Origin of the sequence: Streptomyces sp. NPDC050658, assembly GCF_044457025.1 — a bacterium.
GTDB lineage: Bacteria > Actinomycetota > Actinomycetes > Streptomycetales > Streptomycetaceae > Streptomyces.
On the sequence record NZ_JBITGM010000002.1, the window covers coordinates 121,251 to 136,766 of the forward strand.

General features: G+C 67.0%; 9 protein-coding genes. 3 read left to right on the forward strand and 6 right to left on the reverse strand.

The window, feature by feature from the left end:
* Positions 1-311: 311 nt before the first annotated feature.
* The gene (locus ACIBKX_RS07540) at positions 312-8,453 is read left to right on the forward strand and encodes a DNRLRE domain-containing protein (RefSeq protein WP_399375730.1); all 8,142 of its coding nucleotides are present in this window, start codon (positions 312-314) and stop codon (positions 8,451-8,453) included.
* An 82-nt stretch (positions 8,454-8,535) separates the two neighbouring features.
* Here the strand turns inward: ACIBKX_RS07540 and ACIBKX_RS07545 are convergent, their stop codons facing one another.
* The gene (locus ACIBKX_RS07545; protein ID WP_363270960.1) at positions 8,536-9,348 is read right to left on the reverse strand and encodes a hypothetical protein; all 813 of its coding nucleotides are present in this window, start codon (positions 9,346-9,348) and stop codon (positions 8,536-8,538) included.
* 338 nt (positions 9,349-9,686) lie between these two features.
* Between ACIBKX_RS07545 and ACIBKX_RS07550 the strand changes: the two genes are divergently transcribed.
* On the forward strand, positions 9,687-10,109 hold the full coding sequence (locus tag ACIBKX_RS07550) for a hypothetical protein (RefSeq protein WP_363270961.1): 423 nt from the start codon (positions 9,687-9,689) through the stop codon (positions 10,107-10,109).
* 16 nt (positions 10,110-10,125) lie between these two features.
* Here the strand turns inward: ACIBKX_RS07550 and ACIBKX_RS07555 are convergent, their stop codons facing one another.
* The 5 genes from ACIBKX_RS07555 to ACIBKX_RS07575 form a co-directional block, all read right to left on the reverse strand.
* Positions 10,126-10,953 (reverse strand): amino acid ABC transporter ATP-binding protein, encoded by an 828-nt coding sequence (locus ACIBKX_RS07555; protein WP_363271171.1) that lies wholly within the window; start codon positions 10,951-10,953, stop codon positions 10,126-10,128.
* 11 nt (positions 10,954-10,964) lie between these two features.
* Positions 10,965-11,750 carry an amino acid ABC transporter permease gene (locus ACIBKX_RS07560; protein ID WP_363270962.1) on the reverse strand — a complete coding sequence of 262 codons (786 nt, stop codon included), beginning with the start codon at positions 11,748-11,750 and terminating at the stop codon, positions 10,965-10,967.
* 55 nt (positions 11,751-11,805) lie between these two features.
* On the reverse strand, positions 11,806-12,582 hold the full coding sequence (locus ACIBKX_RS07565; protein WP_363270963.1) for a basic amino acid ABC transporter substrate-binding protein: 777 nt from the start codon (positions 12,580-12,582) through the stop codon (positions 11,806-11,808).
* A gap of 173 nt (positions 12,583-12,755) precedes the next feature.
* Positions 12,756-13,481, reverse strand: coding sequence for a dipeptidase PepE (gene pepE, locus ACIBKX_RS07570; RefSeq protein WP_363270964.1), 726 nt, complete (start codon positions 13,479-13,481; stop codon positions 12,756-12,758).
* A 103-nt stretch (positions 13,482-13,584) separates the two neighbouring features.
* Positions 13,585-14,403, reverse strand: coding sequence for an IclR family transcriptional regulator (locus tag ACIBKX_RS07575; RefSeq protein WP_363270965.1), 819 nt, complete (start codon positions 14,401-14,403; stop codon positions 13,585-13,587).
* A 156-nt stretch (positions 14,404-14,559) separates the two neighbouring features.
* Between ACIBKX_RS07575 and ACIBKX_RS07580 the strand changes: the two genes are divergently transcribed.
* Positions 14,560-15,513, forward strand: coding sequence for a DUF1177 domain-containing protein (locus ACIBKX_RS07580; protein ID WP_363270966.1), 954 nt, complete (start codon positions 14,560-14,562; stop codon positions 15,511-15,513).
* The last annotated feature ends 3 nt before the right edge of the window (positions 15,514-15,516 follow it).

The window sequence follows — 15,516 nt, forward strand, 5'->3', positions numbered from 1 at the left end:
AGCACCTGACTCCACCGCACCGACAATCCGGGAATTTCCCTCTATAGGCAACTGATTGACAGGCCCACCCGCGAGTGATTAGACAGCTGCTTTCTCCACTCGATTAATTCGTGCGGATGGCCGGCCGGGAATACTCGGTCCGGCGGTTTGGTGCGCCCAAATTCCAGATGAATTCAGGAAGAGGGTCTGCCATCAACGAAAGGGCATTGGACGTGAAAGTCCGATATGGGAGATGGATCTCCTGCCTGGTCGTATCGGCGGTGCTGTCCACCGCGCTGCCGCAGCCGGCGTATGCCGCGCCGGCCTCGTTCATGGACCGGTTCACCGACGACGACAAGGACGACAGCAAGCCGTCCACCGGCGGCCGGTTAGAGATCCCGAGCAGGCAGAAACTGCCCAAGGGCAAGAACCGGGCGCCCGCCAAGCGGGTCAAGGAGCTGACGGGCAAGCGCACTTCGACGGCCCGCTACTGGCAGCTTTCGGACGGCCGGGTGGAGGCCGAGCTGTCCGCCCAGCCGCTCGCCTACAAGGCGGGCAAGTCCTGGAAGTCCATCGACACGAAGGTGAAGGCCACCGAGTCCAAGGGCTTCAGGTTCGCCAACACCACCAACTCCGGGCGCAGTTGGTTCGGCAAGCGCACCGGCGAGCTGCTGAGGTTCGCCGCTCCCGACGGACGCACGGTCACCCTCGGTCTGGACGGTGCGGACAAGGCGCTCCATCCGACGGCCGACGGCACGACGGTCAGGTACAAGGACGCCATCGGCGACGCCGACCTGGAGTACCTGGTCGGGCGCGGCCAGGTGAAGGAGAACATCGTCCTCGACCGGGCGCCCAAGGGCCCGGTGTCATACGCGTTCACGCTGGACGCGGCCGGTCTGACGCCCAAGGCGCGCAAGGACGGCTCGGTGGCGCTGTACGGCGAGCTGCCGAACACTCCGGTGATGGTGATCCCGGCGCCGTACATGACGGACGCCAAGAAGGACCCGAAGTCGCCCACCGGCGGCACGTACTCCTCCGAGGTCACCCAGAAGCTGACCCGCGACGGCAAGGGCTGGAAGCTCACCGTCACTCCGTCGGCGAAGTGGCTGGCCGCCAAGGGGCGTCAGTACCCGGTCAAGATCGATCCGACGATCACGATCGCGCCGGACGCGGCGACCTCGCAGGACACCATGGTCCTGTCCGACCAGCCCGCGGCGAACTTCAACAACACCTGGAAGCTGTCGGCGGGCAAGACCGACACGGGCGTCGCCCGCTCCCTGGTCAAGTTCCCGCTGACGGGCATTCCGGCGGGCACGACGATCGACGAGGCACGCCTGGAGCTGTACTACGACCAGTCGCACACCACCAACGGCAACGACGTCACCATGGAGGCGCACCGGGCCACCGGCCCGTGGGACGAGTCGACCGCGACCTGGTCCAACACCTCGGCGCTGTCCGGCGAGTTGTCGGGCACCACGGTGCAGATCGACGACGGTGATGCCGGCACGGCAGCGGTAGGTGAGTGGCCCAGGGCCACCACGACCGGCGGTGCGGCGATCGGCGACGACTTCGCGTACAACAAGAACACCGCGACCGGCGAGACCTACACCTGGCAGCCACGCGTCAAGGACACGGCGTCCTACCGCGTGGAGGCGCATTATCCGCCCGCAACGGACGGCGCCACGGCCGCCCCGTACACGATCACCCACCGCGACGGCACCGAGCCGCCCAAGACGGTCAACCAGTCCGGCTCGGCCGCGTCCTGGAAGGCACTCGGCGCCACCCAGTACTACTTCGCCGCGGGCAACGCCGGAAAGATCGTTCTGGGCGACACGGGCAGCTCCACGACCCGTAACATCGCGGACGCGCTGCGGCTCGTGAACCCGGGCCAGATCGTCAAGAACAAGGGCGAGTACAACTCCTGGCACGCGTTCCCGGTCACCGACACGGTCCAGAAGTGGACCTCGGGGACGGCCACGAACCATGGCTTCGTCATCCAGGCCAAGGACGACGGGGTCGCCACCACACCGACCGGCGGTCCCCGCTACGAGGCGGGCGACGGCTCCGTCTACGGCGGCGAGACCTCCACGATCCCGCGTCTGACGGTGACGTACGGCAAGACCGGAACGACGCTGAACTCGCCGACCGTGGTGCACTCCACGGGCCCCGAGCTGTCGTGGAAGAAGTACACGAACACCACCGGTGACACCGGCCTTGACATCGTCGAGTACCAGTTGCACCGCTCCACGCAGCAGACGTTCACGCCGTCCGCGGCCACCCTCGTCGCGCCGGTCTCCTCATCGGCACTGACGTACACGGACACGACCGCCGTCCCTACCCCGGACTCCTCGGCGAACGAGATCGGCAAGTCGTACCACTACCAACTGGCCGTGAAGACCAAGGACGGCTCGGTCCTCGGCTCCCCGACGCGTGTGGTCGGCATTCCGAAGGCCGGCCGGACGATGAAGATCATCCAGGGCAGCCAGGGTGGCGTGACCGACACCACGCTCTCCTCGCAGCAGCCGAACACCAACCAGGACGCCATCAAGTCCTGGGACGTCGACCAGAGCTGGCTGAGTGTCGGCAACAACTCCGGGACGTACGGCAAGACCCGAGCGGCGCTGAAGTTCCCCACCACCTCGGTCCCGGCGACCGCCACGGTTCTTGACTCGAAGATGTACATGTGGGGCGCGGAGACAACCACCGACACCGACGGTGCGATCTACGGACTCCACGCCCTGAACCGGGACTTCGACGAGACCACCGCGACCTGGAACAACGCGGACGCCAGCACCGCGTGGAGCACCGCGGGCGGCGACATGTCGGGCACGGTGTCCGACACGGTGGCCGACGTGTCCGAGGTGGGCCGCCACTGGTGGGACGCAACCAGCCTGACCCAGGGCTGGGTGAAGACGCCTGCCGACAACAAGGGCGTCGCGGTCAGGCTGAAGGACGAGACCGCCAGCGGCCCGCAGGAGCGCACCCTGTTCCTGTCGGCGGAGGCGCAGGACACGCAGCTGCGGCCGTACATCCAGGTGATCTACGTCGACTCCACGACGGAGGACACCTACTACGCCCCGCAGACCCCGGCCCGGATGACCCCGAACACCACCTACACGGTGGAGTTCACGGTCACCAACACGACCTCGGCCGCGTGGGCGGCGGGCGAGCGTGAGCTCTCCTACACGTGGAAGCTGCCCGACGGCACGGATGCGACAACCGGTGGCAACCAGCTGGAGACCGCCGTTCCGGCGCTCCTTCCGGGCAAGTCGGCGACCATCCAGGCCAAGGTGCAGACACCGGTCAACTCGGACTCGGGATCGAAACGGACCGAGTACACCCTCGGCTGGGACGTCCGGAAGGTCTCGGACGGCTCATGGCTGTCGGCCGGTTCACCGGCGATCGCACCGTTGAAGCAGAGTGTGGCGGTCGAGGACCCGACGTCCAACGCGCTCGGCATGGAGAAGTTCTACGCCTACACGGGCAAGAACACCGGTGCCGGCTCCTCGGTCATGAACAACCTCGCCTACGGCAACTCGGTCTGGCAGTACAACGCGTTCAACAACCCGGGCCGGGGACTGAACACGTTCTTCCGCATGGCCTACAACTCCCTCGACACGTCCGACACGGTCTCCGGCCACGGCTGGTCGATGCAGGCGTCCGGTCCTATCAGGATGGGTGCGCCGCTGGAGATGCACCCCAAGCCGAAGCCCACCGAGATCCGCCTGCCCGACGGTGACGGCACCACGCATGTGTTCCGCTGGGACGCCGCCAACAGCGCGTGGAAGGCACCCGCCGGCGTCCATTACAAGCTGACGGCCAAGACGGACCTGGACTGCACCCCCGCCAAGGACCCGATCCCGGACGCCTGGACGCTGACCCGCCCCGACGGGACACGCTTCCTCTTCGGCTGTGACGGCTACATGACGTCGACGGTCGACAAGAACGGCAATACACAGCTGTTCACGTACGAGGAGCGCAAGTCCAACAACAAGCCGACCAAGTTCCTCAAGTACATCACCGACCCGTCGGGCCGGCAGACGCTGACCGTCGACTACTGGGACAAGGGCCAGAACGGCTTCCAGTACGTCAACGACGCGGGAGTCCTGACCACGGACTCCGGGAATCTGAACAACTCGAAGATCTACGACCACATCCGCTCGGCGACCGACGTCTCCGGCCGCAAGATCGAGTTCTACTACACCGCCAAGGGCCTGCTCGGTCAGATCACCGATGGCGCGGGCAGCTCGCAGCCGAAGAACTTCAAGTTCACCTACGACGCCACCCAGGGCAACAAGAACGTCAAGCTGGTCAAGGCCACCGACCCGCGAGGCAAGGGCACTTCACTGGCCTACAACGAGCCCAAGGCCGGTGACGACCCGAAGTACCACTGGTGGACCAAGGCCATCACCGACCGGCTCGGCGGCAACACCGGTTACGCATACGCCGCGAATGCCACGAACGCGAAGTTCACCGACACCGAGGTGACAGACGCCGAGGCGCACACGACCTCCTACACCACCGACGACTTCGGCCGTCCGGTACGGATGGTGAATGCCAGGTCCGAGCCCACGCAGATGAGTTGGGACGCCGACAACAACGTCACCTATCTGGAGGAGGCCAACGGGGCGAAGACCGCGTACTGCTACGACCAGAAGACCGGCTACCCGCTGTGGCAGCGTGACGCGGAGCAGAACAAGTCCGGTGTTCCGGGCGCCGCCGAGTGCGCCCCGGGAACGTACCCGGCGAACTCGGTCAAGTACGCGTACCAGACTCGCCTGGACGGGTACTCCGCCGACCTCGTCACCAAGACGTCCGCGGAGGGCCGCCAGTGGCAGTTCGGCTATACCTCCTTCGGCAACCTGAAGACCGTCACCGACCCCCTGGGGGCCACCACCGCGACCGCGGACGACTACACCACCAAGTACGAGTACGACGCCTACGGGCAGCTGGCCAAGGCGATCGACGCCAGGGGCAACCCGACCACGAACAGCGAGTTCGGCCCGACGGGCTATCCGGCGAAGATCACTGACGCGCTCGGCAGGTCGACGTCGTACGTGTACGACGAGCGCGGCCAGGTCACCGAGGTGACCGACGCCCTGGGCAAGAAGACCACGCAGACGTACGACACCTACGGGCGTCCGCTGGTCAACAAGGTCCCCAAGGACCAGGCGGCCGGCGTGTTCATCACGACCCCGGCCCCGCAGTACGACGCCAACGACAACATCACCGAGTCGACGTCGCCGAACGGAGCGGTTTCCACGGCGGTGTACGACGCGGCCGACCAGGTGACCGAGGCCACCGCACCGGACAACAACACCACCGACCGCACGACGCGGTACACCTACGACAAGGTCGGCAACGCCAAGACGACGACCGAGCCGAAGGGCACGCTGACCACGTCGGACGCCACCGACTATGTCACCACCAACCACTACGACTCGGTCTACCAGCTCACCTCGGTCGTCAACGCCAAGGGCGACAAGGTCTCCTACGAGTACGACGACGTCGGCAACTCGGTGCTGGTCGTCGACCCCAAGCGCAACGCCACCTCCGACACCGCCGACTACACGTCGAAGATCTCGTACGACCTGAACCACCGGGTCACCAAGGTCACCGACGCACTGGGCAAGTACACGACCCGCACCTACGACCGTGACTCCCTGGTGACAGCGACGACGGACGAGGAGCAGGTCAAGACCGAGCTCGTGTACGACAAGCGGGCGAAGCTCGTCGAGCGGAAGGCACCGTACGACGGCACCGTCATCCGCTCCACGAAGTTCGAGTACGACCAGGTCGGCAACAACACCAAGGCGACCACCCCACGGGGTACCGCGACGTCGGGCACGGAGGAGGACTTCGCCTCCCGCATCGAGTACGACGCCCTGAACCGTCCGGTCAAGCAGTTCCAGCCCTACAACCCGGCGGACAGCCGCTACAACAGCCCGAACGTCTACACGGAGACCTCGTACGACGAGGTCGGCCGGGTCAAGCGGGTCTCGCTCCCGCCTTCGGCGACGCAGACGACCCGTAACGACACCGACTACACCTACTTCGACAACGGCTGGGCCAAGACCTCCACGGACCCATGGGACATCCGGACCTCCTACGGGTACGACGACCTGGGCCAGCAGACGAAGCGGACGCTCACCGGAGCGGGCGGTTCACCGACGCGCACGCAGACCGCCTCGTTCTGGCCGGACGGATCACTGAAGACCCGCACCGACGCTCCTTCGGCCGGGGCGGAGCGCAAGAACCTCGCCTACGCCTACGACGCCAACGGCAACCTCACTTCGATCGACGACACCTCGTCCGGGGCCAAGATCGACGCCTACACGATGACGTACACCGGCCTCAACCAGGTCGACAAGGTCACCGAGGCGCTGGCGGGTGAGGCGAAGAAGTCCACGGCGTACACCTACAACGCCAACAGCGCGCCCGAGACCGTCACACACCCCGACCAGTTCTCGCACTACTTCTACGACCTGCGCGACCAGGTCAAGACGGTCAAGGTCGGCAAGACCGCGTCCGACGCCACTCCCGAGGTGACCGAGTACACATACACCGACCGTGGCCAGAAGCTGAAGCAGACCAAGGCCAACAAGAACACGGTCGACTTCAGCTACTTCCTCGATGGTGCCGTCAAGACCACCACGGAGAAGAAGGCCGACGACACGCTGGTGGCGTCGCACACCTACGCCTACGACCTGAACGGGAACAAGGCGCGGGACACGGCGAAGAAGATGGATGCCGACGATCACGCGGCACTCCTCGAATCCGCCACCGAGTACACCTATGACCCGGTGGACCGGATCGCCAAGGCGGTCAAGTCCGGCAACGGCGCGGGGACGGAAACCTACGTCCACGACGACAACGCCAATGTCATCAGCCAGAACATCAAGGGTGAGGCAACCGACTTCGCCTACGACCGGAACCGGCTGCTGACCGCGACCACCGGCGGTTTCACCGCCTCCTACGGCTATGACGCCTTCGGCCGCCTCGACAAGGTCACGGGCGGCGGCAAGACGCTGGAGGACAACGATTACGACGGCTTCGACCACGTCATCAAGCACACCAAGCTCCAGGATGACGGGACGTCGAAGAGCACCACGTACGCCTTCGACCCGCTGGACCGCACCACGGCCAAGACGGAGGGCGGCAAGACCACCGACTACAACTACCTCGGCACGTCCGGCGAGGTGCTGGACGAGCGGGTGGCCGGCGAGATCACCAAGTCCTACCAGTACAGCCCTTGGGGCGAGCGGCTCTCGCAGATCAAGCACACCGGTGGCGGGGGTGAGGAACTCGGTGTCTACGGCTACAACAGCCACACCGACGCCGAGACCCTCACCGATGGCAGCGGTGACACCAAGGCGACGTACGGCTACACCGCCTACGGCAATGACGACAAGTCCGAGTTCACCGGCGTCGACAAGCCCGAGGAGACGCAGCCCGACAAGGAGGCGTACAACCCGTACCGGTTCAACGGCAAGCGCTGGGACGCCAGTTCCGGCACCTACGACATGGGCTTCCGCGACTACAGCCCGGGACTGAACCGCTTCACCACCCGGGACATGTACAACGGCGCTCTCGCCGACGCGCGTCTGGGCGCCGATCCGTTCACCGGCAACCGGTACGCCTTCACGGGCGGCAATCCCGTCAGCAATGTGGAGCTCGACGGCCACATGCCGGATCCGCCCGGCGGATCGCCGTCCCCGCTGACGTCGGCCACCGGGCCGGGCGGGCAGACCGTGTTCTACGACGCCTACGGCATTCCGCACGTCATCGGCGGCAAGGCGGCCAACACGGCCGAGGGCTCCGCGTTGCAGAAGATGAACGACGACCTCAAGACGTCGGGCTTGTTCTCCGACGGTTCCGGCAACGGAACGGGAGAGGTCTACTTCCAGCAGGACGCCGATTCACGGCTCATGGGGAAGGGCGTCTTCACGGACGCCGACGGAAACACGAGAATGAACGGCACAACATCCGACTTCATCAAGGTGTCCTATCAGGACGGCAAGATCGTCGATGTTCTGGACTTCGACGCCACCAGCGCGAAGAGTGCCGACAAGTCGCTGAAGGACATCACGTCCGACATCGACGGCAAGATGGACCCGACCCGGAAGAAGCAGGCGAACAACGTCGTCTTCGTTGCCGCGAGCGAGTCACAGGCCCAGGCCGTGGCCCAGCACTACGCGGGAAATGAAAAAGTCCGGGTCATCCATCCCGCGAGCGGATTCGACTCCCGCAGTACGTTTGTGGCTCCGCTCGCCGGTGGCGGTGCCGACAGGAGCCGGATCAGCCCGAAGATGAAGGGCTTCAAGGCCTTTGGGATCGTGGGCGGCTTCTTGCCGTTCGCCCAGCCCAGAAGCTATTTCGAGTCCTTCGGGTTCCTCGGCGGGCTGAAGGAGATGACCAAGGATGCCTTGGATCCTTGGGGATTCACCGACCCCCCGCCAGAGGAATGGGCCTGACGACTGAGGCATAGGTACGACTGAGGCATAGGTACGACTGAGGCCACCCGCGAACACGTGGGTGGCCTCAGCGCTGCGGTTCTCACACGTGGCAGCGGACGTTGACCAGCAGGGTACCGGCGGGCAGGCCGGCCAGATAACGCTGGATGTGCTCCTGTCCGGGCGGGAGTTCAGGCTGGTGCGGGCACTGGGCCGGGCTCTGGCAGGCGCCGTGGATGCCCGGTTCGCCGTCCTCGTACCACCAGCCGCCCAGGGTGAGGACGTTGCGGGAGCGCAGTGCCAGCCCCGACTGCCGGTCGACGAACGCCGCCAACTCGGTCTGCCCGACTTCACGCACAGGGTCGACGAAGGCAAGGAACCAGGACGAATAGGGGCGCCTCGCGTGCGTCGCGAGGTAGGCGTCGAAGGCGCTCACCAGAGGCTGACCGCGGTAGGCGGCCACGAGTTCCTCGTGGGAGCACGACTCCAACGCGGGCTCCGTACGGTCCTGGAAGACCTGCCAGGGCCGGGCCTGCGGGAACTCGGCCGTCAGTTCGCGCCACGTGCTCCAGGCGTCGGCCGCCAGCTGCCGGGCCTCGTCCGGTGTGGCGGAGAAGTCGAGCAGTTCCCTGGGGCCGCCCGCGCACCAGCCGAACTCACTGGGAGCGACCTCCTGTTCGGGCAGCCATCGGTTGGGCAACTCATGAATCAGCCGTACGTCGTCCTCGTGGCCGGGCAGCACGGGAAATCCCCCCTCACGAGGGCTCCCGCCACAGATCTGCCAACTGTCCCAGACATCGAGTTCCCAGCCACGGGAACCGTCCGCTTCGAACGGGGCTATCGCTTCCGCCACGGCATCCTCCAGGCTGTCGGAGGCTGCCGCCCGGAGGCATACCGTGATGTTCGTCTTGGCCATGCAGGCCATTAGATCACCCGTGTCCCGTGTTCCCCAGGGCAGACAATCCCCGGGGAAATGCATGAGGTCGCCGATTCCGGCAGCCATGCGGTGACGGCCGAATTCGGTGACCTCACGTGCGAATACGGCAGGGAGCCATGCGCGCCCCTTCAGGTGCCCCCCTCCCCCAGCAACGCGCGACGACCCAGAAGGCCAGAAGGTTGTACGGACCGGGGAACTTCATGATGTGAGAACCAGCACCTGTGAAACCTGTGATGTTCCTGTGGACCATCCCGCTGAGGAAGTGGCGGGAGGGATCGAAGTGGTGCCTCCGACGTCCATCGAGGGTGGTCACAGGTATGGGGCAAGGCAAGAAGCAGGTGCCGAAAGCCGACGAGATGCGGCGGCACGCCGCGGCGTTCGTCGAGCGTGCGACTCGGCTCAACCGGCTGCCGCTGGACTACTCCGTCGCGAGCCTGCGGGTCGTCGACTTCATTGTCGACGGATTACGCAAGAGCGACGCCGGGCGGGAAGAGGTGAGTCCGCAACTGTTCGGGCTCGGGGCGTACTGCGGCGAGGTGCTGGTCCGTCGGGCGGGCGCGCAGTGGGTAGACCTCGACGCAGACCAGCGCGAGTACTTCCGGCAGCCGGTCGGCGTACGGATGCCCGACGGGCGGGTGTGGAATCCGCTGGGCAAAGTGGTCAACCGATTCGAAGCCGACCACGAGGAATCCCTTCGCACCTTCTATCTGACGCTGCATGGGCGGGCGACCCCAGCCTGAATCACTGGAGGCGCGCTCAGCGGTCCGCCCGCTTCTCGTGCGGTCCGGTGTCCGGGACCTCGCCCATCTGCGCCGCCGCGGGATCCAGTACGCGGGCCAGGAACGTCCGGGTCCGTTCGTGCTGTGGGTCGCCCACCACGCGTTCGGGCGTGCCCTCCTCGACGATCACTCCGTCGTCCATGAAGACCACCCGGTCGGCGACCTCGCGGGCGAAGCTCATCTCATGGGTGACGACCAGCATCGTCATCCCCTCCTGGGCGAGCGAGCGCATCACCGCGAGTACGTCCCCGACCAGTTCGGGGTCGAGCGCGGAGGTCGGCTCGTCGAAGAGCATCAGCTCGGGGTCCATGGACAGCGCCCGTGCGATCGCGACCCGCTGCTGCTGGCCGCCGGAGAGCTGCGCCGGATAGGACCGCTCCTTGTCGACGAGGCCCACCCGCGCGAGGTGGGCCCGCGCGACGCTCTCCGCCTCCTCCTTGCCGCGCCGCAGCACGCGGCGCTGCGCGATGGTCAGGTTCTCCAGCGCCGTGAGGTGCGGGAAGAGGTTGAAGGACTGGAAGACCATGCCGATCCGGCGGCGTACGCGGTCGATGTCCACATCGGGGTCGGTGACCTCGGTGCCGGCCACCGTCACCGTGCCCGACGTGGGCTCTTCCAGGAGATTGACGCAGCGCAGCAGGGTCGACTTGCCGGAGCCCGAAGGGCCGATGACACAGACCACGTCACCGCGCCCGACCGTGAGGTCGATGCCTTTGAGCACCTCCAGATCGCCGAACGACTTGTGCAGCTCGCGCACCTCGATCGCCTCGCCCGACGGTGCGGGCGCGTCGGGTGCCTTGTCCAACTTCACGGTGTTCACCTGGCTTTCGCGGTACGGGCCTCGAGCCGCCGCACCAGATGGCCGAGCGGGAGTGTGATGACGAGATACAGCAGTCCGGCGATCAGGATCGGGGTCAGGCTCTTGTGCTCGTTCAGCGCGTCCCGGCCGAAGTTGGCCAGCTCGAACTGGCCGAGCGAGAGGCCGAGCAGATACACCAGTGAGGAGTCCTTGGTGAGCAGGATCAGCTCGTTGGTCAGCGGCGGCAGCACGATCCGGAAGGCCTGCGGCAGCACGATCGACACCATCGCACGCCCCGGTGACATGCCAAGCGAACGGGCCGCCTCCGTCTGCCCCTTGGGCACCGCCAGAATGCCCGCGCGGATCGTCTCGGCCATGTAGGCGGCGCCGACCAGGCCGAGCGACAGCATCACGGTGATGTCCATGTCGAGCGCGACCTCGAAGGCCAGCGGCACACCGAAGCCGAGCGCGATGAACACAAGCAGGGAGGGAACGCCGCGGAAGAGCTCGATATAGGCGATCGCGATCCAGCGGTACGGAGGCACCGTGGACAGCCGCATCAGCGCGAGGACGATGCCGAGCCCCAGGCCGAAGCCGAAGCCGAGCAGGGTGTAGTAGGCGGTGTTGACCAGTGCGGTGGTGATCACCTCGGGGAACAGCGCCTTGGCGATCTCCACGTCGAAGAACGCCTGGCGCAGTGTCCCCCAGTCGGCCACCAGGGCGAACACGGCCACGGCGATGAACAGCACGGCGTACTGGACGCCGCGGAACAGCCGTGCCCGCTGCCGTCGGGACATGGGCATATGCGCAGAACTCCTCTGGTCAGCCGTCGGTCGGCCGTTTGACTGCCCGGCGAGGTCAGCTCTGCGGAGTGGTGCCGAACCACTTCTTGTAGATCTTGTCGTAACGGCCGTCGGCCCGCGCCTCCTTGAGGACCTTGTTGGCCTTGGTGCGCAGCGCGTCATTGCCCGTACGGAAGCCGATTCCGTACTCCTCGCCGGTGTCGAACTCGGCGGTCACCTCGGTGTCCGGGTTCTCCTTGACGTACTCGAAGAGCACGCCGTTGTCGTTGATGCCCGCATCGACCTTGCCCGCCTTGACGGCGGTGAGCAGCAGGCCGACGTCCTCGTACTCGACGAGCTCGATGTCGAGGCCCTTGCTCTCCTTCTTGGCGTAGATGCCGCCGGTGGTGGCCTTCTGGTAGCCGAGCTTCTTGCCCTTGAGGTCGTCGAAGGTCTTGTAGGGCTCGCCCTTCTTGGTGATCAGCGCCTGGGTGGCGTTGAAGTAGGGGTCCGAGAAGTCCATGACCTTGTCGCGTTCCTTGGTGATCGTCATGCCCGCGGCGGCCAGATCGCACTTGCGGATGTTGAAGTCCTGGCCGGTCTCGATGCCCTCGAAGGGCGTGTTGACGATCTCCTGCTTCACGCCGAGTTCCTTGGCGATCAGGTCGACCAGGTCCACGTCGAAGCCGACGATCTTGCCGTCCTGCTTCGACTGGAAGGGGGGATAGGGCAGGTGCGTGCAGGTCTTGAGCGTGCCGGACGAGACGAGCTTCACTCCCGATTCGCCCTTGTCGTCGGACTTGGTGCTGGTGCAGCCGGCCGCGAGCAGGCCGGCGGCTGCCGTCAGCGCCATGGCAGCCACCGGGGAACGGACGGACTTCGAGCGACGAGCTGACACAGGACCTCCAGGGCAGGCTCGAACCAGGGCACGAGCGAGATCAACAGCGCTGTGTGCTACGCAAGTTGCGGTGCATCCTGCCACCGGCCAGGGTTCTTGTCCCGCCCTCGGGACTGCGTATGGGTAACTCAGTTCCCGACGTCGAACTTCGGCTCCGTACGCAGGAGTTCGGACACGTCGGTTCCGGCCTCCAGTTCCTGCGGCGCGGCCCCGCGGCGGAAGAGCCGTGCCGGGCGTCCGCCCTCCACCGAGGCCCGCTCGCCGGCCACCCGCAGCCAGGAGCCCTCGCGGAGGCCGAGCACCGGGGTGTCGTTCTCCTCCAGGAACTCGGTGAGGCGCTCCTCGCGGGTCTCGCCCTTGTGGGTGGAGGACGGGTCCGGGTCGAGGTAGTGCGGGTTGATCTGGAACGGGACCAGACCGAGCGTCTCGAAGGACGGCGGCTGCACGATCGGCATGTCGTTGGTCGTACGGAGGGTGGGCGCGGCCATGTTGGTGCCCGCGCTGGCCCCCATGTACGGCAGGCCCGCGCGCACCGCCTTCGTGACCGCGTCCCGCAGGCCCGTGCGGTACAGCGCGCTCAGGAGCCGGAACGAATTGCCGCCGCCGATGAACACGGCGTCCGCCGACTTGAGTTGGGCCAGCGGGTCGCCGCCCTCGTGGATTCCGTGGACCTCGAGCCCGGCCTCTTCGAGCGCGCCGCGCACCTTCGCCGTGTAGGCGTCGTGGTCGGCGAGCGCGTACGGCACGAATGCGAGGCGGGCCTTGGCCGGCAGGAAGCCGGTGACGGTGTCCAGGGCGTGCTCCAGGTAACCCCGGCCGTGCTGGGTGGAGTTGGAGAGCAGCAGCAGATTCACGACGGGGTCGCTCCTATCAATGGGCGTTACGTGCATGTCAGTTGGCGGTGTCAGCCAGTGGTGTTCAGTTGACGGTGTCAGTCGGTGCTGTGAGTCGGTGCTGTCAGTCGGTGGCGCGGGCGCGGCGCGCTCGCTGCGGCGGGTGCGTCAGGCGCTGTTCCAGGCGGCGGGCCGCCTTGCGCAGGACGTCGAGGCGGTCGTCGGGCCCGTCCGGGAAGCGCTCCTTCGCGGCGCCGAGGCTGAGGCTCCCGTAGGGCTCGCGGCCGAGGAAGACGGGCACGGCGACGGTGCCGATCCCGGCGTCGTACTCCCCGACCGTCCACGCGTAGCCCTGGGCGCGGATGGCGAGGAACTCCCGTTCCAGCTCGTCCGGTTCGGTCACCGTGCGCTCCGTGAAGCGGGCCATGGGGCGGCCCCGGAACAGGCGGTGACGCTGCTCGTCGGGCAGGAACGCGTAGTACGACTTGCTGGTGGCGCCCGCGTGCGCCGGGTACAGCTCGCCGACCAGCGGGTAGTAGCGCAGCGGCCCCTCCTCGCCCTCGACGGCCGCGACGCAGCGCATGTGGAAGTTGTCCGGCAGGCAGAACAGGACCGTGTCGCCGGTCGCCGACCGCAACTCCTCCAGCACGGGCCCTGCCAGCAGCTCCAGTGAACCTGAGCGCTCCCACAGCCGCCCGAGCCGCAGCACCGCCGGGCCGATCCGGTAGCGCCGCGTCGCCGGGTCGGAGACCAGGAAGCCGCGCCCGGCGAGCGTCGACAGCAGCCGCTGCGCGACCGACGTGTCCCAGCCGAACTCGGCGGCGACCTCCGTCACACCCCAGTCGGGCCGGGTCCGCTCGAAGGCGAGCAGCACGAGCAGGGCCCGGTCGACGGTCTGCAGAGCGCCGGCCGGGGTCTTCCGGTCGAGCGGGATCTCCGGCACGCCATCTCACCATCCAGACCTGAATTGCAAATAACGGGAAACAGTTGCCGACAACGCTATCCGATCCCGAATCTGCTGTCAGCACCAGCACAGTCCAGTGCGGTCCGGCGCAGTCCCGCGCAGGTCCCGCGCGGTTCGGTAGGGAGAAGGCCCCGCATGTTGAAGTACGTCCTGGATGTCGTCGACCTACTGGACGACCCCGAGGCCGACGGCAAGCGCGCCGTCGCGTATCTCGACTCGGTCGCGGGCCCCGCGGGCTCCGGCGCCGAGATCACCACCGTCACCGGCGAGCGCGGGTCGACCGACTTCGTCCTCGTCCGCATCCCGGGCCGCAAGGGCCGCGGCGGCGGTGGCGAGGCCCGTACGCTCGGCGTCGTCGGCCGCCTCGGCGGGGTCGGCGCCCGGCCGGAGATGACCGGCCTGGTCTCCGACGCGGACGGCGCCGCCGCCGCGCTCGCGACCGCCGCCAAACTCCTCGACATGCGCCGCCGCGGCGACGTGCTCGACGGGGACGTGGTCGTCGCCACGCACATCTGCCCCAACGCGCCGACCGCGCCGCACGACCCGGTCCCGTTCATGGACTCGCCGGTCGACATCGCGACGATGAACCGCCACGAGGTGACGTCCGACATGGAGGCCGTGCTCTCCATCGACACCACCAAGGGCAACCGCATCATCAACCACAAGGGCCTCGCCCTGTCCCCCACCGTCAAGGAGGGGTGGGTGCTGCGGGTCAGCGAGGATCTCGGCGAGCTGCTCGCCGTCGTCACGGGTGAGCCGTTGGTCACGTACCCCGTGACCACGCAGGACATCACCCCGTACGGTAACGGTGCACACCACATCAATTCGATCCTGCAGCCGGCCACGGCGACCGCCGCCCCGGTCGTCGGCCTCGCGGTCACCTCGGCCGCCGCGGTCCCCGGCTGCCAGACCGGCGCCAGCCACGAGACGGACATCGCGGCCGCGGCCCGGTTCGCCGTCGAGGCCGCGAAGGCGTACGGCGGCGGGCGCATCGACTTCCACGACGCCGAGGAGTTCGGCGCCCTCGTGAGCCGGTACGGCCCGCTCACCCACCTGCAGACCCTCGGCAACGCACCTACGGAGTCGTGACGC

Excerpts from the sequence above, each read along its gene's own strand:
- ACIBKX_RS07540 (WP_399375730.1), top strand. The coding sequence starts at position 312 with ATGGACCGGTTCACCGACGACGACAAGGACGACAGCAAGCCGTCCACC.
- ACIBKX_RS07545 (WP_363270960.1), bottom strand. The coding sequence starts at position 9,348 with ATGGCCAAGACGAACATCACGGTATGCCTCCGGGCGGCAGCCTCCGAC.
- ACIBKX_RS07550 (WP_363270961.1), top strand. The coding sequence starts at position 9,687 with ATGGGGCAAGGCAAGAAGCAGGTGCCGAAAGCCGACGAGATGCGGCGG.
- ACIBKX_RS07560 (WP_363270962.1), bottom strand. The coding sequence starts at position 11,750 with ATGCCCATGTCCCGACGGCAGCGGGCACGGCTGTTCCGCGGCGTCCAG.
- ACIBKX_RS07565 (WP_363270963.1), bottom strand. The coding sequence starts at position 12,582 with ATGGCGCTGACGGCAGCCGCCGGCCTGCTCGCGGCCGGCTGCACCAGC.
- ACIBKX_RS07580 (WP_363270966.1), top strand. The coding sequence starts at position 14,560 with ATGTTGAAGTACGTCCTGGATGTCGTCGACCTACTGGACGACCCCGAG.